A 20,371-nucleotide genomic window follows, 5' to 3' on the forward strand; every position below is an offset into this window, starting at 1 on the left:
TATGAAGCAGATTTTGTTCATGGATACGACGCTACGTGATGGCGAACAATCACCAGGAGTGAATTTAAATGAACAAGAGAAATTGCAAATTGCGAAACAATTAGAGAGACTTGGTATTAACGTAATGGAAGCTGGCTTTGCAGCAGCTTCCGAAGGGGATTTTCAATCGGTAAAACGCATCGCGAATACAATTCAAAATGCTACAGTTATGAGTTTAGCTAGAGCGAAAGAAAGCGACATTCGAAGAGCATATGAAGCTGTGAAAGGTGCGGTATCTCCTCGTTTACACGTATTTTTAGCTACGAGTGATATTCATATGAAATATAAACTTTGTATGTCAAAAGAGGATGTGTTAGATAGTATTCATCGTTCTGTTACACTTGGAAAATCATTATTTCCAACAGTACAATTTTCTGCAGAAGATGCGACAAGAACAGCAAGAGATTTTTTAGCTGAGGCAGTAGAAGTTGCGATTCGTGCAGGAGCCAATGTAATTAACATTCCAGATACAGTTGGATATACGAATCCAGAAGAATATTATTCTCTTTTTAAGTACTTACAAGAATCCGTTCCTTCATATGAAAAAGCAATTTTCTCTTGTCATTGTCACGATGACCTTGGAATGGCTGTAGCAAATTCGTTAGCTGCAGTTGAAGGGGGAGCATTGCAAGTAGAAGGAACAATTAATGGAATTGGAGAGAGAGCAGGGAATGCGGCATTAGAAGAAGTCGCAGTTGCTCTTCATATTAGAAAAGATTTCTATCAAGCAGAGCCTTCTATGACGCTAAAAGAAATTAAAGCGACAAGTACATTAGTAAGCAGATTAACAGGTATGGTTGTACCGAAGAATAAAGCAATCGTGGGAGCGAATGCATTCGCTCATGAATCCGGAATTCATCAAGACGGCGTTCTAAAAGAAGTGACAACGTATGAAATTATTGAACCAGAGTTAGTAGGCGAATCTCAAAACCTATTTGTACTTGGAAAACATTCTGGACGTCACGCGTTTACAGAAAAAATGAAAGAGCTTGGCTATGAATTTACAACGGAAGAACGAGATGCAGTGTTTGAAGCGTTTAAAAAATTAGCTGATCGTAAGAAGGAAATTACGGAGGAAGATTTACGAGCACTTATGCTTGGTGAAGCAGCATTTGCGGCTCAGCAATTTAATATTACGCAACTGCAAGTACATTTCGTATCAAATAGTACACAATGTGCGACAGTTGTACTAAAAGATGAGGAAGGAAATGTATTCGAAGATGCAGCTACTGGCTCTGGTAGTATTGAAGCAATTTATAATGCAATCCAAAGAATTTTAGGATTAGAATGTGAATTGGCGGATTATCGCATACAATCTATTACACAAGGTCAAGATGCACTGGCTCATGTTCATGTTGAATTAAAAGAAGGAACACATCAAGTATCAGGTTTTGGTGTTGCGCAAGACGTATTGGAAGCGTCGGCGAGAGCATATGTCCACGCAGCGGGGAAATTGAAATCTTTTATCCAGCTGGTGAAATAAGTGTTTGATAGGTGAGAGGGGCTATTCTCACCTATCGAATTAAAGTTCTGAAAATTCAGTTAAAAGGAGTGTTGAAATTGGAAAAACGTATCGTTTGTTTAGCTGGTGATGGGGTTGGACCGGAAGTTATGGAAAGTGCGAAGGAAGTATTGCATATGGTAGAGAGGCTATATGGACATCATTTTCATTTGCAAGATGAGTACTTCGGCGGGAGTGCTATCGATTTAAATGGGCAACCATTACCACAACGAACGCTTGCCGCTTGTTTAGCAAGTGATGCGGTTTTACTAGGAGCAGTTGGTGGACCAAGGTGGGATAGTGCGAAAGAAAGACCAGAGAAAGGATTATTAGCTTTAAGAAAAGGGCTCGGTGTATTTGCGAACGTTCGCCCTGTAACGGTAGAAAGTGCAACGGCACATTTATCGCCATTAAAAAAGGCTGATGAAATTGATTTCGTTGTCGTTCGTGAATTAACAGGTGGGATTTATTTTTCTTATCCGAAAGAACGAACCGACGAAGTAGCAACGGATACACTTACGTATCATCGCCATGAAATTGAACGTATCGTTTCTTATGCTTTTCAATTAGCGAGTAAACGGAAGAAAAAAGTAACATCTATTGATAAGGCGAATGTTTTAGAATCTAGTAAACTATGGAGAACTGTAACAGAAGAAGTAGCACTTCGTTATCCAGATGTTGAACTAGAACATATTTTAGTAGATGCAGCTGCTATGGAGTTAATTCGGAATCCAGGACGGTTTGATGTAATTGTAACAGAAAATTTATTTGGGGATATTTTAAGTGACGAAGCTTCCGTATTAGCTGGATCATTAGGAATGCTTCCGTCAGCAAGTCACGCGGAAAAGGGTCCTTCATTATACGAGCCTATTCACGGATCGGCACCGGATATTGCCGGGAAAAATAAGGCGAATCCAATTGCGATGATGCGCTCTGTTGCCATGATGCTTGGACAATCGTTCGGATTAACGAGAGAAGGGTGTGCAATTGAAGAAGCGATTTCAGCAGTCCTTAAATTAGGAAAATGTACAGCAGATATCGGGGGGACTGAAACGACAACTTCATTTACGAAGGCAGTAATGCAAGAAATGGAAGAGCAAGCGCTAGTAGGGAGAGGAAGATAATGGGGAAAAGGTTGCTAGATAAACTTTGGGAAAGACACGTAGTTGCGACAAATGAAAATGGATTAGATTTATTATATATCGATCTGCACCTTGTTCATGAAGTAACGTCACCGCAAGCCTTTGAAGGCTTGCGGCTTACAAATCGAACGGTACGCAGACCAGATTTAACATTCGCAACGATGGATCATAATATTCCAACGAAAGATGTTTGGAATATTACCGATCGCATTGCGAAGCAGCAATTAGATACACTTCGGGAAAATTGTAAACAATTTCAGGTGCCGTTAGCAGATATCGGAGATGAAGAGCAAGGGATCGTTCATGTTATCGGACCAGAACTTGGGCTCACGCAGCCAGGAAAAACAATTGTTTGTGGTGATAGTCATACAGCAACGCACGGTGCGTTTGGCGCGCTAGCATTTGGTATTGGTACGAGTGAAGTGGAACATGTATTGGCAACGCAAACGTTATGGCAAAGAAAACCGAAAGCGATGGGAATTGAGTTAAAAGGAAAATTACAGAAAGGCGTTTACGCAAAAGATATTATTTTGCATCTCCTTTCAAAGTACGGTGTAGCAGTTGGAACTGGATACGTAATGGAATTTTACGGAGAGACGATTCAGGCTATGGAGATGGAAGAGAGAATGACGCTTTGTAATATGGCGATTGAAGGAGGAGCAAAAGCGGGTATTATCGCGCCGGATGAAAAAACAGTTGCTTATGTAAAAGGACGTAAATATGCACCGAGAGACTATGAAACTTTCGAGAAGAAATGGTTTGAACTTTATACAGATGCAGATGCAATTTATGATTTACATATTTCGATAGATGTTACAGATTTAGCGCCGTACGTTACGTGGGGAACAAATCCGAGTATGGGAGTTCGTATTGATGAGAAATTGCCAGAAAAACATGATGTAAATGACGAAAGAGCATTTTCTTATATGGGATTAAGCCCTGGACAAAGTACGTATGATATTCCAGTTCAGCATGTTTTCATTGGATCTTGTACAAATTCCAGGCTCTCTGATTTAGAAATTGCTGCAGCTGTTGTGAAAGGGAGAAAGGTAAAAGAAGGTGTGCGAGCACTCGTTGTACCTGGATCGAAAAGAGTAAGGGACGCGGCGATGCAAAAAGGACTACATCACATATTTGAAGAAGCAGGATTTGAATGGAGAGAACCTGGATGTTCCATGTGTCTTGGAATGAATCCAGATCAAGTACCTGAAGGAGAGCATTGCGCTTCAACTTCAAATCGTAATTTTGAAGGAAGACAAGGAAAAGGAGCACGAACGCATTTAGTTAGCCCAGCAATGGCGGCAGCAGCTGCGTTATATGGTCATTTTGTTGATACAAGAAAGGAGAGTTATGATGGAGCCATTTCGTATTCATAAAGGTACTGCCGCAGTACTTATGAATAATAACATTGATACGGATCAAATTATTCCGAAGCAATATTTAAAGAGAATTGAAAGAACTGGGTTTGGAAAGTTTTTATTTGATGAGTGGCGATATGATAATGAACGACACGAAAACCCTAATTTCCCACTAAATGCACCAGATAGAAAAGGAGCAAGTATATTAATTACAGGTGATAATTTTGGATGTGGTTCTTCAAGAGAACACGCACCGTGGGCACTTGCTGATTATGGTTTCCGCGTAATTATCGCGGGAGGGTTTGCAGATATTTTTTATATGAATTGTATGAAGAATGGTATGTTACCAATTGTAATGGATAAAGAAATGCGAGAAAAGCTTGCCCAAACGGATGCAAGAGAACCAATAGAAGTAGATTTAGAGAATGAAGTAATTACAACAAGTACGCACAGGTTTCATTTTACAATCGAGAAAATGTGGAAAGAGAAATTATTAAATGGTTTAGATGAAATTAGTATTACAATGCAATATGAACAAGAAATAAAAGAGTATGAAAGAAGGATAGCTGTATATTAAAAGATAACGGAATATTTAAAATGTATTTACATTCAGAATTAAGTATTATATACTATGTAAAAATTAGAGGAGAAAGGGAGTAAGTATTATGAAAACAATGCAATCTATTAAAATGCTTACACAACTACATCATCATACATAAAGCCCTTGAACCTAGCGTGAAAACGTGTAGGTGCAAGGGTTATTCCCGTTGTACCTACACGCTACTAAAGAGCCTTGTAGGTATATTTTATCTACAAGGCTCTTTTTATTTTCGGTTTAGGTGCATGAAATAAGCATACATTAGAAAGGGAAAGGTGTGAGAATTTCGATGACAAAATGGAAACGGGCAAATCCAAATGGAACGAGAGATTATTTATTCGAAGAATGTACGTTAATTGAAGAAGTGGAGCAAAAATTAAGGCGTACTTTTTTAGAGAGAGGTTATGAAGAAATAAGGACACCAACAATTGAATTTTATGATGTGTTCGCCTTTCAAAGCAGGCCGATAGATGAAGAAAAGATGTATAAATTTTTTGATGAAAAGGGAAGGATTATCGTATTGCGTCCAGATATGACAATTCCTTTAGCGAGAGTGATCGGAACGCAGAGGTGTGATACACCACTTAAAGTGACGTATAGCGGAAATGTATTTCGAGCGAATGAGTCCCTTACTGGAAAATATAATGAGATCGTGCAAAGTGGTATTGAAATTATCGGTATTGATAATGTAAGAGCTGAAATTGAATGTGTTATAAGCGTCATTCAATCACTTCAAAAGTTGAAGGTGCAATCTTTTACAATAGAGATTGGGCAAGTACAGTTATATAAATGTATTGTCAAAAAGCTCTCCATTCATGAGGAAGAAGAGAAAGTTCTTAGAACATATATTGAAAGTAAAAATTATGCCGCTTTATCCAATTTTATTAGAGATAAGAAATTAGATCGATGTGATGAAACAGTAAAGTTACTGGAGAAATTACCGAGGTTATTTGGGAATTTAGAAGTGATTGAGGAAGCAGAAAAACTCGCCTCCAGTAATGAAATGAAAATGGCTATTACAAGAGTGAAAGAAATATATGAAGCAATTGAAAAACTAGGCTATGGATCTTACATATCAATTGATTTAGGAATGATTCAACATTTGGACTATTATACAGGTGTTATTTTCAAAGGGTATATATATGAAATTGGAGAAGAAATTGTTAGTGGCGGAAGATATGATGAGTTAATTGGAAATTTTGGAGAAATGTTACCGGCTGTTGGACTCGCGGTGCAAGTTAATCAAATTGTAAAGGCGCTGCAAGAGCAGCAAGAGCCATATGAACGAAAGAGAATAGATATTATGATTCATTACGAGTTAAATAGATTAGCAGAAGCGGAACGATTACGAAATTTACTTCAAAAGGACGGGAAAAAAGTAGCGCTATCTTTATTCTCTAATTTAAATGATACTTTTCAATTTTCTAGAAAAAATCAAATTGTAACGGTCGTTGAGGCAAAGAACGAATCATTAGTGGAATATGTATGGAAAGAGAAATGGGTCGTCCAGAAAGAAGGAGAAACTTCATGCGTAACATTCAAATTGCGTTAACGAAAGGGAGATTAGAAAAACATGTGATTCCGCTCTTTGAGCAGATTGGAATTGATTGTTCAGAGCTCAAAAATAAAGGAAGAAAACTTGTCTTTCAAAGTAAAAATACGGATATCTCATTTATTTTAGTGAAAGCAGTAGATGTTGCTACTTATGTAGAACATGGAGTAGCGGATATCGGAGTCGTTGGAAAAGATATTTTAATGGAAAACGAGAAAGATATTTATGAAATGTTAGATTTAGGAGTAGGCGTGTGTAAGTTTTGTGTCGCTTCTATTCCTACTTATAATCCGAAGAGCTACCGGAAGAAATGCATTGCGACGAAATATCCACATATTACTTCTAACTATTTTCATGATAAAGGAGAGGATGTAGAAATTATTAAAATAGAAGGTTCTGTAGAAATTGCTCCTATTCTTGGATTGGCAGATGCGATTGTTGATATTGTTGAAACAGGAAAAACATTACAAGAAAATGGACTCATTGTATTTGAGGAAATGTATTCTATATCTGCTCGAATGATTGTAAATAAGGCTGCATTAAAAACTAAAAAAGACGAAATATTCAGTATTATAAATATGATGGAGCAAGAAATTTTGTCAGGAAAATAGGGGGACTTGTAATGGAGATCGTTTTTGAAGATTTTCAAAAGGCGTTATCGAAAATAAAATTGCTACGAGAAAACGCTAATATAATAGAAGAAACTGTTCAAAGAAATGTAAGTGAAATCGTTCAAAATGTAAGGGAGAGTAGGGATGAGGCCTTATCTTTTTATACAAAAAAGTTTGATGGTGTAAAGATGAAAGAGTTTCGTGTAAGTGAAGAAGAAATAAAACGAGCGAGTATGTTTGTAGAGAATTCATTTTTAGAAGCGTTACAAGAGGCGAAGAAAAACATTATTTCGTACCATGAAAAGCAAAAAAGACAATCGATGTTCGATTGCGCGAGTAAAGGCATCATTAGAGGACAAATCATTCGGCCATTAGAGAATGTAGGCGTATATGTGCCAGGCGGAACTGCTTCGTATCCTTCGTCAGTATTAATGAATGTATTGCCAGCAAAACTCGCTGGTGTGAAAAAGATTGTAATGGTAACACCGCCAAGAGAAGGAGGAATTGATCCACATATTTTAGTTGCTGCAAGTCTTGCAGGAGTAGATGAAATTTATACGATAGGTGGTGCGCAAGCAATTGCTGCTTTAGCATACGGGACGGAATCGATTCCGAAAGTGGATAAAATAGTTGGACCAGGAAATTTGTACGTCGCTCTAGCGAAACGAGAAGTATATGGAATAGTAAATATTGATATGATTGCTGGACCGTCAGAAATTGTAGTTATTGCAGATGAAACCGGCAATGCAAAATATATTGCTGCTGATTTATTATCACAAGCAGAACATGACGAGAGAGCGACAGCAATTTGTATTACAACAAATATAGAGTTAGCAAAAGAAGTAGAAAAAGAGATAGAAAGGCAGTTAGAAACATTACCAAGAAGCGAAATTGCACGTGAATCAATAAAGAGAAATGGGGCCATTTTTATCGTTCCTTCTTTAGAGGAGGCGCTAAATTTATCGAATGAAATTGCCCCGGAACATTTAGAGTTACATATAAAAGAACCGATGAATGCTCTAGCTTATGTGAAACATGCAGGATCTATCTTTCTTGGACCATATGCACCAGAACCGCTCGGGGATTATTTAGCAGGACCGAATCACGTGTTACCGACAAGTGGAACGGCAAGGTTTTTCTCACCGTTATCAGTCGATGATTTTGTGAAAAAATCAAGCTTTCTGTCTTATACAGAGGAAGCATTAAGAGATGTCCAACATCATATTGTAGAGCTTGCCAATAAAGAAGGGTTACATGCGCATGCGAGAGCAATTCAAATAAGATTTGAGGAGGAAGAATAATGCGTGAGTCTAGTCAAATACGTGAGACGACAGAGACAAAAATAAAATTAAGTTTACAGCTTGATGATGGGAAGAACGTTTCTGTACGAACGGGAGTTGGTTTTTTTGATCATATGCTAACTTTATTTGCAAGGCATGGAAGATTCGGTTTGCAAGTGGAGGCAGAAGGGGATGTATTCGTTGATGCACATCATACAGTTGAGGATGTTGGGATTGTACTCGGAAATTGTTTGAAAGAAGCATTGCACAGTAAAGAGGGGATTAACAGGTACGGCTCAGCATATGTACCGATGGATGAGTCTTTAGGCTTTGTTGCAATTGATATAAGTGGACGCTCATATATTGTATTTCAAGGAGAATTAACGAATCCGAAGCTTGGGGATTTTGATACAGAACTAACGGAAGAATTTTTTAGAGCAGTTGCTCATGCTGCCAATATTACATTACATGCTCGTATTTTATACGGAAGCAATACACATCACAAAATTGAAGCGTTATTTAAAGCGTTTGGTAGAGCGCTTAGAGAAGCAGTCGAAAGAAATGCCAATATTACTGGTGTAAATTCAACGAAAGGGATGTTGTAATTGATTGCCATTATAGATTATGGAATGGGAAACATTCGTAGTGTAGAACAAGCATTAAAGCATATTGGAGCAGCGTATATCGTAACGAGTGATAAAGAAGAGATTTTTAGAAGTGATGGAGTGATTTTACCAGGAGTAGGTGCATTTCCAAAAGCAATGGATGTATTGGAAGAAAAAGATTTAGTACGTGTGTTACAAGAAATTGGGCGTTCCAGAAAACCACTTCTAGGTATTTGCCTAGGAATGCAGCTTTTATTTGAAAAAAGTGAGGAACTACAAGACTGTAACGGGTTAAGTTTATTGCCAGGCGTTATTCGAAAGTTAAAGGTTCCTTATAAAATTCCTCATATGGGATGGAATGAGTTAAAGAAAGAAGGAGAAATAGCGCTTTGGAATGGAGTAGAGGACGGTTCTTTCGTATATTATGTCCACTCTTATTACGCAGATTGTCCAAATGAAATTGTATATGGAATAAGTGAATATGGAGTGAAAGTACCTGGTTTTGTAGCAAAAGGAAATATATACGGTGCGCAGTTTCATCCTGAAAAAAGTGGTGACATTGGCATGCAAATGTTGAAAAATTTTAAAGGAGTGGTAGAAACATGGAAATCTTCCCAGCTATCGATTTAAAAGAAGGGAGATGCGTTAGACTGTATCAAGGAGAATTTAGTAAAGAAACAGTAATGAATGAAGACCCAGTTGCGCAAGCGATTATATTTGAAACATTTGGAGCGAAACGGTTGCACATTGTTGATTTAGATGGTGCAGTTGCTGGTGAGTCGTTAAACTTGTCCGTCATTGAAAGAATTTGCAAGGCAGTACGTATTCCAGTGCAAGTTGGCGGAGGAATTCGATCACTTGTATCCGTAGAGAAATTATTTTCAGTAGGAGTAGATAAAGTGATTTTAGGAACAGCCGCTCTTTATGATAAGCCATTTTTAGAAGAGACAGTTCGTCTATATAAAGAAAAAATCATCGTCGGAATTGATGCGAAAAATGGTTTTGTAGCAACGAGAGGCTGGCTTGATGTGTCTGAAATTTCTTACATTGATTTAGCAAAACAAATGGAGAAGATAGGTGTTCAAACGATTGTGTTTACAGACATTTCGAAAGACGGAACACTTGCAGGACCGAATGTAGAGCAATTGGAGTTACTACAAAAGAACGTTGCTACTCGACTGATTGCTTCTGGAGGAATTGCATCTATACAAGATGTGAAAAAGTTAAATGATATGAACATATACGGCGTCATAATTGGTAAGGCTCTTTACGAGAAAACGATTGATTTAGAAGAAGTGCTAGAGGTAACAAAGTTATGTTAGCGAAACGCATTATTCCATGTCTAGATGTGAAAGAAGGGCGAGTCGTAAAGGGTGTAAATTTTATAGGACTACAAGATGTCGGGGATCCTGTTGAAATAGCAGCTTTATATAATGATGCGGGAGCAGATGAAATAGTATTTTTAGATATTACGGCAACGCATGAAGGACGAAAAACGATTATAGATGTTGTAGAAAAAACGGCTTCAAAAGTATTTATTCCTCTTACAGTTGGCGGAGGAATTTCAAGTGTGAAAGATATGTACAATTTACTAAGAGCTGGAGCAGATAAAGTTTCAATTAACTCAGCAGCAGTGCGAAATTCAAAATTAATCGAAGAAGGGGCAGAGCATTTTGGCTCACAATGTATTGTTGTAGCAATTGATGCTAGAAAAGTAGCAGAGGTTAAGTGGAATGTATATGTGAACGGCGGAAGAGTTGATACGGGAATGGATGCAATCGGGTGGGCAAAGCGCGTTACAGAGCTAGGCGCAGGCGAAATTTTATTAACGAGTATGGATGCAGACGGAACGAAAAACGGATATGACCTTCGTTTAACAGAAGAAATTTCAAAAAGTGTTTCCGTACCTGTCATCGCGTCAGGTGGATGCGGTCATGCTGATCACATTATAGAAGTGTTTCAAAAGACAACAGTTGATGCAGCATTAGCGGCATCAATCTTTCATTACGGTGAGGCGACAATAGGGGACGTAAAGAGAAAGTTAAGAAATGCAAATGTTGAGGTGCGGCTATGAAACCTAACTTTTCAAAAGGACTATTACCAGCAGTTGTAATTGAAGAAGATACAAAAGAAGTTTTAATGCTAGCTTATATGAATGAAGAGGCATATGAAAAAACAATAGAAACGAAAAGAACGTGGTTTTATTCTCGTTCAAGAAGGTCGTTATGGAATAAAGGAGAAACATCAGGTAATGTCCAACATGTGCAATCTCTTTATTTAGATTGTGATCAAGATGCAATTGTTGTTGTCGTAAAGCAAGTAGGGCCTGCTTGCCATACGGGAGAAAAAACGTGTTTTCATTACAAAATTATATAGGGGGATACATATGAAAAACGCCTTTACATTACTATTCGAAACAATTAAAGAACGAAAGAGAAATCCACTTTCGGAATCATATACAAATTACTTGTTTTCAAAAGGAGAAGATAAAATTTTAAAGAAAATTGGTGAGGAATGTACGGAAGTAATTATTGCATCCAAAAATAATGATAACGAAGAGCTAGTGAAAGAAATGGTTGATGTAATGTATCACTGCTTCGTTTTATTAGCCGAAAAAAATATATCATTAGAAGATATTATGGAGGAAGTGACAGAAAGAAATGGGAAGCTTTCGAGAGTAGGGGACAGAAGAGAAATAGATACATTATAGGGGGAATATGTATGAAGGTGGATTATCACATTCATTTAGAAGAAGGGCCATATTCAATAGGATGGCTAGCTAAAATAAATGAATCATTACAACATTATGAACCGCTAAAAGAAGAAAAACATTCTATGGAATGGCTTGTGAAAACACAAGAACGCCTGCAAAGACGTGTGAATGAAGGGCCATTTACAATGAAATGGATTGATTTATATTTAGAAGAAGCTTTGCGAAAAGGGATAAAAGAAGTTGGTATTGTCGATCATTTATATCGTTTTTATGAAGCGAAAGAATACTATGAAACATATGTTGATATTAGTGATTCGGGGCTTGGACGTTTACAAAAGGAATGGTTAGACCAAGTAAGGGTAGCTTCACTACATGATTTTACAAAGGCAATTGAAGAGGCGAAAGAACGGTGGAGTAAAAGAGGTGTTACGCTTAAACTTGGAATTGAAGCAGATTATTTTATTGGTGGTGAACAACAATTACAATCTTTACTCGCATTAGGAGATTTTGATTATGTAATTGGTTCTGTTCATTTTTTAAATGGCTGGGGATTTGATAATCCAGATACGAAAGAATATTTTAAGGAACATGACTTATATGTTTTATATGATACGTTTTTCAAAACGGTTGAGTGCGCAGTTCGTTCTGAGTTATTTGATATTATTGCTCATCTTGACAACATAAAAGTATTTAATTATCGATTAGATGAGAATGAACAACTTTCTTATTATAAGAAAATTGCGCGTGCATTAGTAGAAACAAATACAGCAACGGAAATAAATGCGGGATTGTACTATCGCTATCCTGTGCGCGAAATGTGTCCGAGTCCGCTATATTTACAAGTATTAGCTAAACACGAAGTTCCGATTACACTCTCTTCAGATGCTCATTATCCGAATGATTTAGGAAAATATGTGGAAGAGAATATAAAGACGTTACGTAATCATGATATTGCTCACTTAGCTACATTTACGAAACGAGTTAGAACGATGAGATTACTAGAAGAAGTAACAATTTCAAAATGATCACGATTTTTTGATGAAAACCCATCTTTTTGTTCAAAATAAGAAAGAATAAAAAGGAGGGTAAGAAATGTCGAAACAGCAAAATAAACAAAATGTACAAGGTGCACAGCAACAAGCGTATACTTCTGAAACGAATGCTACATCTCAATCCGTTATTGAGGAACAAATTAGTGATACAGTTGCAGAAGGAACGATCGATGTGAAGCTTGGAAAACAATCGCAAGAAAAAGCATAAGAAGAGGGGGAGACTTGCATCTCCTCTTTTTTTGTGGAAAAGTGTCGATTTTCAAAACTATAATCAAATTCCTTGGTTTTTATATGTGGATTTCTTACAATGAAAGATAAGAGAGATCTTATTTTCTATAGAAGAGGTGTTAGTAGTGGCAAAAATATTAGTAGCAGGGAAAATTCCAGCAATCGGATTAGAACTATTAAAGGATCATGATGTAGAAATGTACGATAAAGAGGAGTTAATTTCTTTAGATGAATTAACAGAGCGTGTAAAAGACAAAGATGCATTGTTAAGCCTACTTTCTACAAAGGTGACAAAAGAAGTGATTGATGCGGCACCTAATTTGAAGATTGTTGCAAACTACGGTGCTGGTTACGATAATATTGATTACTCATATGCCGAAAAAAAAGGGATTGCGGTAACGAATACACCAAAAGTATCAACGGAAGCTACTGCAGAACTAACATTTGCACTTCTTTTAGCAGCGGCACGTAGAATTCCTGAAGGTGATACGCTATGTCGTACAACTGGATTTAACGGATGGGCACCGTTATTTTTCTTAGGCCGCGAAGTACATGGTAAGACAATTGGAATTATCGGCCTTGGAGAAATCGGAAAGGCAGTTGCAAAGCGTGCGAAAGCGTTTGGAATGAATGTTTTATATACAGGACCAAATCGAAAGCCTGAAGCTGAAAGTGAACTGGAAGCAACATATGTAACATTGGAAGAATTATTACAAACAGCAGACTTTATTACAATTAACTGTGCGTATAATCCGAAATTGCACCATATGATTGATGAAGAACAGTTCAAAATGATGAAGAAAACAGCGTATATTATAAATGCTTCACGTGGACCAATTATGCATGAAGCGGCACTTGCTCATGCTTTAAAAACAAATGAAATTGAAGGGGCAGCTCTTGACGTGTTTGAATTTGAGCCGAAAATTACTGAAGAGCTAAAAGGATTAAAGAATGTGGTACTTGCTCCTCACGTAGGAAATGCAACATTTGAAACGCGTGATGCGATGGCCGAAACGGCGGTAAGAAATATTTTAGCTGTATTAAATGGCGAAGAAGCTGTAACGCCTGTCAATCAAAAAGTATTCGTTACAAAATAAAAAGAAACCTTCCGGAATCGGAAGGTTTCTTTTTATTTTTCTTTATTTGCTCTTTTTGATGGTCTTTGTCTAAGGAATTGAGATAGCATGTACAAAATATATAGTGGAATAGCAATGAATAAGAAAACAGAAAAATTACCGAACCCTGTTTGGTACATTGTGATAATGATGCCCACTAAAAATAGTGTAATAATGATGCTATATCGTGGAATTGGTACATCTTTTAAACTTGGGATACGAATGCGGCTCACCATTAAAAATGCGAACGTTACAAATACTGTAATAAGAACGATTTTTGGAATGGTATGTGAAAATAATGTTAAGAAAGCAACAAGCCCTCCCGCTGCTGTAATCGGTACCCCAGTGAAATATTTCATTGAAGTAGAAGATGGTGTTACATTAAATCGTGCTAAACGATATGCTCCGAAAAGAGGGAATAGCCCCGCTATGTATAGTCCGATGATTCCATAATTAGAGAAAGATGTGTAATACATGAGAACAGCAGGTGCTGCACCAAATGTTACGACATCCGCAAGCGAGTCAAGCTCTTTTCCCATTTGTGAATCAACACGTAATAAACGAGCAACACGCCCATCAAGACTATCTAACATCATCCCGATAAGTACTAAAATAGCAGCTGATTTATAATATCCTAAAGATGCATAGCCGATTGACAAGAATCCACTATATAAATTTCCGAGCGTAAATAAGTTTGGAATAGCTGCTCTATACAAAATCTGATCCCTTGCTTTCTGTAATAAATTCTTAATTAGTGTATGAAAGTTTACTTATTTTATCATACCATAAATTTCTTCTTCACACGAAAGAAATTCCCAATTTGTGAAAGATTTCATATCAGAATGATTTGAAAAATAAGTGAAAAAAGAAGGGGCTGTCTCATAAGTCTCTTTCGAAGTAAGATCACATGAAATTGAAAAGGCAGAAACGTTATAAAATTAACATTTCTGCCCTTCACTTTTTATTCGATTTTGGCTAAAAAGCACTTTTTGGGACAGCCTCTTCTTGTATTATTCAAAGTTCGTTATCATAGTTCCAGTTTTATACCGATTGTTAGGATCGAAACGTAACAAATCTCCATAAATGAGTTTGTCGGAAAGTTTCAATTCTGTTTTTGCTTTTTCAATATTCGGTTGACATAATGAGATGTCTGCTTCTTCACCTGTGTTTCGTTTATAGCACATGTTTTTTGTATACACATAATCTTCCGAAACGAAGCTACCATCACGCATTACCATAAGTGGATCTTCTTCTTTAATAAATAAGTCAGTTCCAAATTCAACTGATTTATTTGTTTTAATACCAAGTAAATGAAGTAGCGTTGGTTTAATATCAATTTGACCAGACACTTTAGAAATGACTTTTCCTTCTTGACCAGGTACATGAATAATGAGAGGGACGCGTTGTAATTGCATAGAATCAAATGGTGTAATAGCGTCTTTCCCAAGGAACTGAGCCATAGCTGCGTTATGGTTTTCAGAAATACCGTAATGATCTCCGTAAATGACAATAACAGAGTTGTCATACAGTCCTTCTGCTTTTAATTGTTTAATAAATTGTTTAAGAGCTTCATCCGTATAACGAACGGTTGGGAAGTAACGGTTTACAACGCCACTTTCCGAATTAAACTCATCAACATATTGATCTTCTGGATTTAGAAGAAATGGAAAATGATTTGTTAAAGTAATGAATTTTGTATAGAACGGCTGTGGTAAGGATTTTAACTTTGGAATAGATTGTTCAAAGAACTCTTTATCTTTTAATCCCCAACCGACAGACATTTGTTCTGTGCCTACGTAATCATTCAAATTAAAGTAACGATCATATCCAAGTGCAGGATACATTACATCACGATTCCAAAACGCTTTATCGTTTGAATGGAAGACAGCAGAAGAATATCCGTATTTTTTTAATTGTTCGGGTGTAGCTGTATATTCATTTGTTGCGTGAGTAAAGAATACAGAACCGCGATCTAACGGATAAAGTGAATTTTCAACGATAAATTCAGCATCAGAAGTTTTACCTTGTCCTGTTTGATGATAGAAGTTATCGAAATAAAAACTATCTTTAATAAATTCGTTTAAAAATGGAGTAATTTCTTTTCCATTTATTTTTTTATTAATAACAAAACTTTGTGTAGATTCCATTGAAATCAAAATGACATTTTTACCTTTTGCAGATCCAAATAAGTTCTTATCAACTTGCTTATCTTTTGAGTCTGTATAGTTTTTAATTTCAGAGAACCCGTCCCCACTTGCAAATACACGTTCAGCTGAAGATTTTGATTGCAGTGTAATATCAAATAGATGATATGTGTATAAACCTAAATTTTTCACGACAGTTTGACGATCGAATGAGCGTGAGAACATTTGTGGTTTATAAATAACAGAAACAACAATTTGTAGTGCTAATAGAGCTGTTACACCGCTAAAGAAAGTTCTCTTCTCAGAGCGAGAAAGCGGCGTTTTGTCGCAAAATGATGGGAATTTACGCGAAAGAAACATTAAGATGATCGCATCTGCGAATAACAGTAATGTTTTATACGTAAAGAGTTCTTTTATACTCGTCCCTAAATCAGCCATATTATTTGTTTGAAATAATACTGGGAACGTAACGAAATCGTTATAAAACCCATAAAACATTGCATTTCCAAATAAAATGAATGACAGTATAAAACTAATTCCAACTATAATGCGATTTCGGTGTTTAGATGCAAATAATGCAAAACCGAAAAATAAAAGTAACGCAGCTAGTGGATTCATAAAAAGCATAAATTCTTCAAAGAAATTATCAATTTTAATATCAAACGCTAGCTTGTACACAATATATGTTTTTATCCATAATAAAACGACTGCAACGAGTGCGAATCGCAGTTTTGGAAACAGACGTTGTAGCATAATATACTCCTCTCCTAAAAAGCATGACGGTTCTTGTGGGCCTATTTGATTAGCTCCTCATTTTATATATACGAACAGTCCTTTATTATTATGTTTATTATACTATGAGTATCATTATACGAAAATAAAAGAGAGTTGTGGACTTTTTTATAACAATTGAGTAGAAAAAGGGCAGTAGGAGACAATAAAATGGAGTGTCTATGTATGATTATTATCGTGCGCGGAAAGAATCGTGTAACAATACGGAGGTTATAATGCGAAAATTATTATATTTTATAGTATGCAGTAGTGTTATACTTTTTGCTTCACCAAGTGTGTCGGTAGCAGAGTATGATGCACCTCTTATGGAAGATGCCCTTTATTCTGTGTTATTTCCGAAAATAAATAAAGCAATCGAAAAACAATATGGGAGCTTGAAGCCTTATCAATGCCCGAAAATTATTAGTTTAAAAAAAGTGTATAGCGGTACATATTTATTTCAAGCGAGTATTGAAGTGACTAAGTATGAACGTGTTGCAGGGAAAATTGCGCCACCATTTGAGAAGGTAACGATTACATTTAATAACGAAGAAGGTGAATGGGAAGTGACAAAGGTTTCAGTAAAGCGCTTACCAAACGATACGAAACTAAACTGTCAAAAAGCAATATAAAAAATTGTTTGACAAATAAAATGGTCCTTTGGTATTGTTAATAGCAACAATTAGATGTTTGAAAATTAAATAGACTTACCTCATCTACTCTCAAAGGTAGAGGCCGCGATAGGAAAGAGTAAGCTATGGGAGATTTAATGGAATCTGTGATCATAGGTTGAAAGGGACTATTGCCGAAATATAAGAATAACCATCTTATTCATATATTGGGACTGCATTGAATAAATGTAGTACTGTCATAAGATTTATTTTATGGAGAGCTATTTGGAGATGTTGATGCGGTTTCTTATTTTGAGGAGATAACAACTCGTTTATTTTTTCAATATATATTTTTCCTAATAAGAAACGCGTGTGAACATTGTTCCGCGCGTTTTTTGTCTATCTAAAAGCGTGCTGCAATGAATAGAAGATTGGGGTTATGAGTTTTAGAGGAAATAAGGGAGGAATTCAAATGTATTTACACGGCACAAGCCGAATCAATGGGCAAGGACACTTAGAAATTGGAGGGTGCGACACGACGCAGCTAGCAAAACAATATGGAACACCACTTTATGTATACGATGAAGAGTCGATTCGAGGAAAGTGCCGCGCGTTTCATCGTGCTTTTAAAGAAAGTGGGTTCTCTTATCAAGTAGCATATGCAAGCAAGGCGTTCTTGTGCATGGAGATGTGCCGAGTAGCTCGTGAAGAGAATATGTCATTAGATGTTGTTTCTGGAGGAGAATTATATACTGCACTACAAGCAGGATTTCCTGCATCGCGCATTCATTTTCATGGAAATAACAAAACAGATGAAGAAATTGTGATGGCTCTTCAGGCGAATATTGGTTGTTTTGTCGTAGATAACTTCTTAGAATTAGAAATTTTGCATGATTTAGCAGTGCAACATGGGAAATTTGTGAACATATTAATTCGTGTAACGCCCGGAGTAGAGGCGCACACACATGAATATATTACAACAGGTCAAGATGATTCAAAATTTGGATTTGGCGTGTCAAATGGTCAAGCGATGCAGGCAATTGAGCTTGCTTTACAAAAATCAAATTATAACGTGTTAGGAATTCATTCACATATCGGATCACAAATATTTGAAACGGCTGGCTTTGTGCGAGCGATTGAAGTTCTTCGTCAATTTTTAGAAGCAGTGAGAGAGCGAACAAACTATGTAGTAAAAGTGCTAAATGTAGGGGGAGGATTCGGAATACGCTACACAGAGTCCGATACACCATTAACTCTTGAGACGTATGTGCGAGCTGTAACAAGTGCGGTGAGAGAACAATTTACGTTATGTAATTATCCATTGCCAGAAATATGGGTTGAACCAGGCCGTAGCATTGTAGGTGATGCTGGAACGACACTTTATACAGTCGGATCTGTGAAGGACATTCCGGGTATTCGGAAATATGTATCAGTGGATGGTGGGATGACTGATAATTTAAGACCTGCTTTATATAACGCTCGTTATGAAGCGATGTTAGCGAATCGAGGGAATGATGAGAACGAGGAAGTTGTTTCGATTGCAGGGAAATGCTGTGAGAGTGGAGATATGTTAATTTGGGATATTACTTTACCGAAAGTTGCCTCTGCCGATTTACTAGCGATTTCTTGTACAGGGGCATACGGGTACTCGATGGCGAATAATTATAATCGGATTCGTAGACCAGCTGTCGTCTTCGTGAAAGGCGGTACATCACAAATTGTTGTAGAGCGCGAAACATATGAAAATATTATTGGGAACGATCGCATACGTATTAAAGAACTTGTTTAAATGAGGAAAAAGGAGTTGTTCGGATGGGCAATTCCTTTTTTGTAAAATAAAATAATTAAAATATATCGGAAAACTAGGATTGAAAAAAATCAGAATTGTGATAAAATACAAATACAAAGCTTATCAAGAGAAGCGGAGGGAACTGGCCCGGCGAAGCTCGGCAACCTGCTTATAGAAAGCAAGGTGCTAAATCCAGCAAAATGGAATCCATTTTGAAAGATAAGGTAAAATATATTACCGAACAGTCTTTTCGAAATGGGAAAGATTTTTTTTATGAATAAAAAGGGGGGCTGTTCGCGTGAGCGTACGGGAACATTTTGAGGAAGTATCTGAGAAAATTGAAGCGATGCTTGCTGATATGAAATATGGTTCAATTACAATTGTTGTGCAAGATGGAAAAGTCATTCAATTAGAGAAAAGTGAAAAAGTACGTTTAAAGTAAAAAGCGCTGACTAGAAAAACTAGAGGCGGTTTTAACCTATTTTATTAGGTTAAAACCGTCTTTTTGCTTTTACAGGGGGAAAAAACATGTTGACGTATGAAACGTGGGAAGAAAATGATGTTTCATTTTCAGAAGAAGATGAAACGAAAGGCGCGCTATCAGTATTAAGTTGGGCGTATAAAGAATATGAAAATGAAATTGTATACGCATGTAGCTTCGGAGTGGAAGGGATGGTACTGCTGCATCTTATTAACCAAGTAAATCCATCTGCTAAAGTTGTTTTTTTAGATACTAACGTACATTTTCAAGAAACGTATGAATTAATTCAAAAAGTGCGGGAACGATTTCCTTCATTAAATATTATAGAAAAACAGCCAAAACTTACACTTGATGAACAAGCCAAATTGCATGGTAACAAGCTATGGGAAAGCAATCCTAATCTTTGTTGTAAGATTAGGAAAATTTTACCGTTAGAAGAATCATTAGCGAATGAAAAAGCGTGGATCTCGGGGTTGAGGAGGGAACAATCAGAAACGCGTAAGCATACAAAGTTTATAAATCAAGATCATCGCTTTCAATCTATTAAAGTTTGTCCGCTCATTCATTGGACGTGGAAAGAGGTATGGCGATATGTATACAAGCATAGCTTGCCGTATAACCCATTACATGATATTGGATATCCAAGTATTGGGTGTGAGAAGTGTACGTTGCCTGTAGGAGAGGGTGGCGATTCAAGAGATGGTAGATGGGCTGGGAAAGTGAAAACTGAATGTGGTCTTCATTATCAATAAGATGAATCTTGAAATAAAACTAAGAGGGG

The 20,371-nt window shown here is 36.8% G+C and carries 22 protein-coding genes and 2 riboswitches; of the genes, 20 read left to right on the plus strand and 2 right to left on the minus strand.

The window, feature by feature from the left end; all coding sequences use genetic code 11:
- The first annotated feature begins 1 nt into the window (after position 1).
- From leuA to PDQ40_RS00215, 16 genes are all read left to right on the plus strand, one after another.
- Positions 2-1,522 carry a 2-isopropylmalate synthase gene (leuA, locus tag PDQ40_RS00140; protein ID WP_074543507.1) on the plus strand — a complete coding sequence of 507 codons (1,521 nt, stop codon included), beginning with the start codon at positions 2-4 and terminating at the stop codon, positions 1,520-1,522.
- Between the two features lie 77 nt (positions 1,523-1,599).
- Positions 1,600-2,664, plus strand: coding sequence for a 3-isopropylmalate dehydrogenase (leuB, locus tag PDQ40_RS00145; RefSeq protein ID WP_000415369.1), 1,065 nt, complete (start codon positions 1,600-1,602; stop codon positions 2,662-2,664).
- A complete protein-coding gene (gene leuC, locus PDQ40_RS00150; RefSeq protein ID WP_000518108.1) occupies positions 2,664-4,058 on the plus strand; it encodes a 3-isopropylmalate dehydratase large subunit in 1,395 nt (464 codons plus the stop codon). Before leuB ends, leuC begins: the two co-directional genes overlap by 1 nt.
- Positions 4,036-4,617 (plus strand): 3-isopropylmalate dehydratase small subunit, encoded by a 582-nt coding sequence (gene leuD / locus PDQ40_RS00155; RefSeq protein WP_000433211.1) that lies wholly within the window; start codon positions 4,036-4,038, stop codon positions 4,615-4,617. Before leuC ends, leuD begins: the two co-directional genes overlap by 23 nt.
- 310 nt (positions 4,618-4,927) lie before the next feature.
- Positions 4,928-6,190 (plus strand): ATP phosphoribosyltransferase regulatory subunit, encoded by a 1,263-nt coding sequence (gene hisZ / locus PDQ40_RS00160; protein ID WP_214328705.1) that lies wholly within the window; start codon positions 4,928-4,930, stop codon positions 6,188-6,190.
- Positions 6,166-6,801, plus strand: coding sequence for an ATP phosphoribosyltransferase (gene hisG, locus PDQ40_RS00165; RefSeq protein WP_001244470.1), 636 nt, complete (start codon positions 6,166-6,168; stop codon positions 6,799-6,801). The genes hisZ and hisG overlap by 25 nt, the downstream gene beginning before the upstream one ends.
- An 11-nt stretch (positions 6,802-6,812) precedes the next feature.
- Positions 6,813-8,102, plus strand: a complete 1,290-nt coding sequence (gene hisD / locus PDQ40_RS00170; protein WP_000407007.1) for a histidinol dehydrogenase — start codon at positions 6,813-6,815, stop codon at positions 8,100-8,102.
- Positions 8,102-8,686 (plus strand): imidazoleglycerol-phosphate dehydratase HisB, encoded by a 585-nt coding sequence (gene hisB / locus PDQ40_RS00175; protein ID WP_001209290.1) that lies wholly within the window; start codon positions 8,102-8,104, stop codon positions 8,684-8,686. Before hisD ends, hisB begins: the two co-directional genes overlap by 1 nt.
- Positions 8,687-9,316: an imidazole glycerol phosphate synthase subunit HisH gene (gene hisH, locus PDQ40_RS00180; protein ID WP_000560333.1), complete on the plus strand. Its 630-nt coding sequence runs from the start codon at positions 8,687-8,689 to the stop codon at positions 9,314-9,316.
- Positions 9,289-10,008, plus strand: coding sequence for a 1-(5-phosphoribosyl)-5-[(5-phosphoribosylamino)methylideneamino]imidazole-4-carboxamide isomerase (gene hisA, locus PDQ40_RS00185; protein WP_000402310.1), 720 nt, complete (start codon positions 9,289-9,291; stop codon positions 10,006-10,008). Before hisH ends, hisA begins: the two co-directional genes overlap by 28 nt.
- Positions 10,002-10,760 (plus strand): imidazoleglycerol phosphate synthase cyclase subunit, encoded by a 759-nt coding sequence (hisF, locus tag PDQ40_RS00190; protein WP_214328706.1) that lies wholly within the window; start codon positions 10,002-10,004, stop codon positions 10,758-10,760. The genes hisA and hisF overlap by 7 nt, the downstream gene beginning before the upstream one ends.
- Positions 10,757-11,062 carry a phosphoribosyl-AMP cyclohydrolase gene (hisI, locus tag PDQ40_RS00195; RefSeq protein WP_000803968.1) on the plus strand — a complete coding sequence of 102 codons (306 nt, stop codon included), beginning with the start codon at positions 10,757-10,759 and terminating at the stop codon, positions 11,060-11,062. Before hisF ends, hisI begins: the two co-directional genes overlap by 4 nt.
- A 10-nt stretch (positions 11,063-11,072) precedes the next feature.
- Positions 11,073-11,396: a phosphoribosyl-ATP diphosphatase gene (hisE, locus tag PDQ40_RS00200; protein ID WP_000786132.1), complete on the plus strand. Its 324-nt coding sequence runs from the start codon at positions 11,073-11,075 to the stop codon at positions 11,394-11,396.
- Positions 11,397-11,407: 11 nt separating this feature from the next.
- Positions 11,408-12,424, plus strand: coding sequence for a histidinol phosphate phosphatase domain-containing protein (locus PDQ40_RS00205; protein WP_061185661.1), 1,017 nt, complete (start codon positions 11,408-11,410; stop codon positions 12,422-12,424).
- A gap of 67 nt (positions 12,425-12,491) precedes the next feature.
- Positions 12,492-12,659 (plus strand): YozQ family protein, encoded by a 168-nt coding sequence (locus PDQ40_RS00210; RefSeq protein ID WP_000043572.1) that lies wholly within the window; start codon positions 12,492-12,494, stop codon positions 12,657-12,659.
- 145 nt (positions 12,660-12,804) lie between these two features.
- On the plus strand, positions 12,805-13,776 hold the full coding sequence (locus tag PDQ40_RS00215) for an NAD(P)-dependent oxidoreductase (protein WP_001062823.1): 972 nt from the start codon (positions 12,805-12,807) through the stop codon (positions 13,774-13,776).
- Positions 13,777-13,808: 32 nt separating this feature from the next.
- Here the strand turns inward: PDQ40_RS00215 and pssA are convergent, their stop codons facing one another.
- Together pssA and PDQ40_RS00225 are read right to left on the minus strand one after the other, a co-directional pair.
- Positions 13,809-14,510, minus strand: a complete 702-nt coding sequence (pssA, locus tag PDQ40_RS00220; RefSeq protein WP_000285422.1) for a CDP-diacylglycerol--serine O-phosphatidyltransferase — start codon at positions 14,508-14,510, stop codon at positions 13,809-13,811.
- A 294-nt stretch (positions 14,511-14,804) separates the two neighbouring features.
- Positions 14,805-16,691, minus strand: coding sequence for an LTA synthase family protein (locus PDQ40_RS00225; RefSeq protein ID WP_000941733.1), 1,887 nt, complete (start codon positions 16,689-16,691; stop codon positions 14,805-14,807).
- Between the two features lie 200 nt (positions 16,692-16,891).
- Here PDQ40_RS00225 and PDQ40_RS00230 point away from each other — a divergent pair, with 200 nt between their 5' ends.
- From PDQ40_RS00230 to cysH, 4 genes are all read left to right on the plus strand, one after another.
- Positions 16,892-17,341 (plus strand): DUF3888 domain-containing protein, encoded by a 450-nt coding sequence (locus PDQ40_RS00230; RefSeq protein WP_002091837.1) that lies wholly within the window; start codon positions 16,892-16,894, stop codon positions 17,339-17,341.
- 89 nt (positions 17,342-17,430) lie between these two features.
- Positions 17,431-17,612, plus strand: a riboswitch (Lysine riboswitch).
- 180 nt (positions 17,613-17,792) lie between these two features.
- A complete protein-coding gene (lysA, locus tag PDQ40_RS00235; protein WP_000280639.1) occupies positions 17,793-19,109 on the plus strand; it encodes a diaminopimelate decarboxylase in 1,317 nt (438 codons plus the stop codon).
- A 117-nt stretch (positions 19,110-19,226) separates the two neighbouring features.
- A riboswitch (SAM riboswitch) is annotated at positions 19,227-19,335 on the plus strand.
- A gap of 72 nt (positions 19,336-19,407) precedes the next feature.
- Positions 19,408-19,551: a YezD family protein gene (locus PDQ40_RS00240; protein ID WP_000116161.1), complete on the plus strand. Its 144-nt coding sequence runs from the start codon at positions 19,408-19,410 to the stop codon at positions 19,549-19,551.
- Positions 19,552-19,637: 86 nt separating this feature from the next.
- Positions 19,638-20,342 (plus strand): phosphoadenylyl-sulfate reductase, encoded by a 705-nt coding sequence (gene cysH, locus PDQ40_RS00245; RefSeq protein ID WP_000958985.1) that lies wholly within the window; start codon positions 19,638-19,640, stop codon positions 20,340-20,342.
- Positions 20,343-20,371: the final 29 nt, after the last annotated feature.

This window comes from Bacillus cereus group sp. Bc061 (assembly GCF_027715825.1).
In the GTDB taxonomy this organism is placed as follows: Bacteria; Bacillota; Bacilli; order Bacillales; family Bacillaceae_G; genus Bacillus_A; species Bacillus_A paranthracis.

Bases quoted from the DNA above. Each gene is read 5' to 3' on its own strand.
- leuA (WP_074543507.1), top strand. From the start codon at position 2: ATGAAGCAGATTTTGTTCATGGATACGACGCTACGTGATGGCGAACAA.
- leuC (WP_000518108.1), top strand. From the start codon at position 2,664: ATGGGGAAAAGGTTGCTAGATAAACTTTGGGAAAGACACGTAGTTGCG.
- leuD (WP_000433211.1), top strand. From the start codon at position 4,036: ATGGAGCCATTTCGTATTCATAAAGGTACTGCCGCAGTACTTATGAAT.
- hisZ (WP_214328705.1), top strand. From the start codon at position 4,928: ATGACAAAATGGAAACGGGCAAATCCAAATGGAACGAGAGATTATTTA.
- hisG (WP_001244470.1), top strand. From the start codon at position 6,166: ATGCGTAACATTCAAATTGCGTTAACGAAAGGGAGATTAGAAAAACAT.
- hisD (WP_000407007.1), top strand. From the start codon at position 6,813: ATGGAGATCGTTTTTGAAGATTTTCAAAAGGCGTTATCGAAAATAAAA.
- hisB (WP_001209290.1), top strand. From the start codon at position 8,102: ATGCGTGAGTCTAGTCAAATACGTGAGACGACAGAGACAAAAATAAAA.
- hisA (WP_000402310.1), top strand. From the start codon at position 9,289: ATGGAAATCTTCCCAGCTATCGATTTAAAAGAAGGGAGATGCGTTAGA.
- hisF (WP_214328706.1), top strand. From the start codon at position 10,002: ATGTTAGCGAAACGCATTATTCCATGTCTAGATGTGAAAGAAGGGCGA.
- hisI (WP_000803968.1), top strand. From the start codon at position 10,757: ATGAAACCTAACTTTTCAAAAGGACTATTACCAGCAGTTGTAATTGAA.
- hisE (WP_000786132.1), top strand. From the start codon at position 11,073: ATGAAAAACGCCTTTACATTACTATTCGAAACAATTAAAGAACGAAAG.
- PDQ40_RS00205 (WP_061185661.1), top strand. From the start codon at position 11,408: ATGAAGGTGGATTATCACATTCATTTAGAAGAAGGGCCATATTCAATA.
- PDQ40_RS00210 (WP_000043572.1), top strand. From the start codon at position 12,492: ATGTCGAAACAGCAAAATAAACAAAATGTACAAGGTGCACAGCAACAA.
- PDQ40_RS00225 (WP_000941733.1), bottom strand. From the start codon at position 16,691: ATGCTACAACGTCTGTTTCCAAAACTGCGATTCGCACTCGTTGCAGTC.
- PDQ40_RS00230 (WP_002091837.1), top strand. From the start codon at position 16,892: ATGTATGATTATTATCGTGCGCGGAAAGAATCGTGTAACAATACGGAG.
- lysA (WP_000280639.1), top strand. From the start codon at position 17,793: ATGTATTTACACGGCACAAGCCGAATCAATGGGCAAGGACACTTAGAA.
- cysH (WP_000958985.1), top strand. From the start codon at position 19,638: ATGTTGACGTATGAAACGTGGGAAGAAAATGATGTTTCATTTTCAGAA.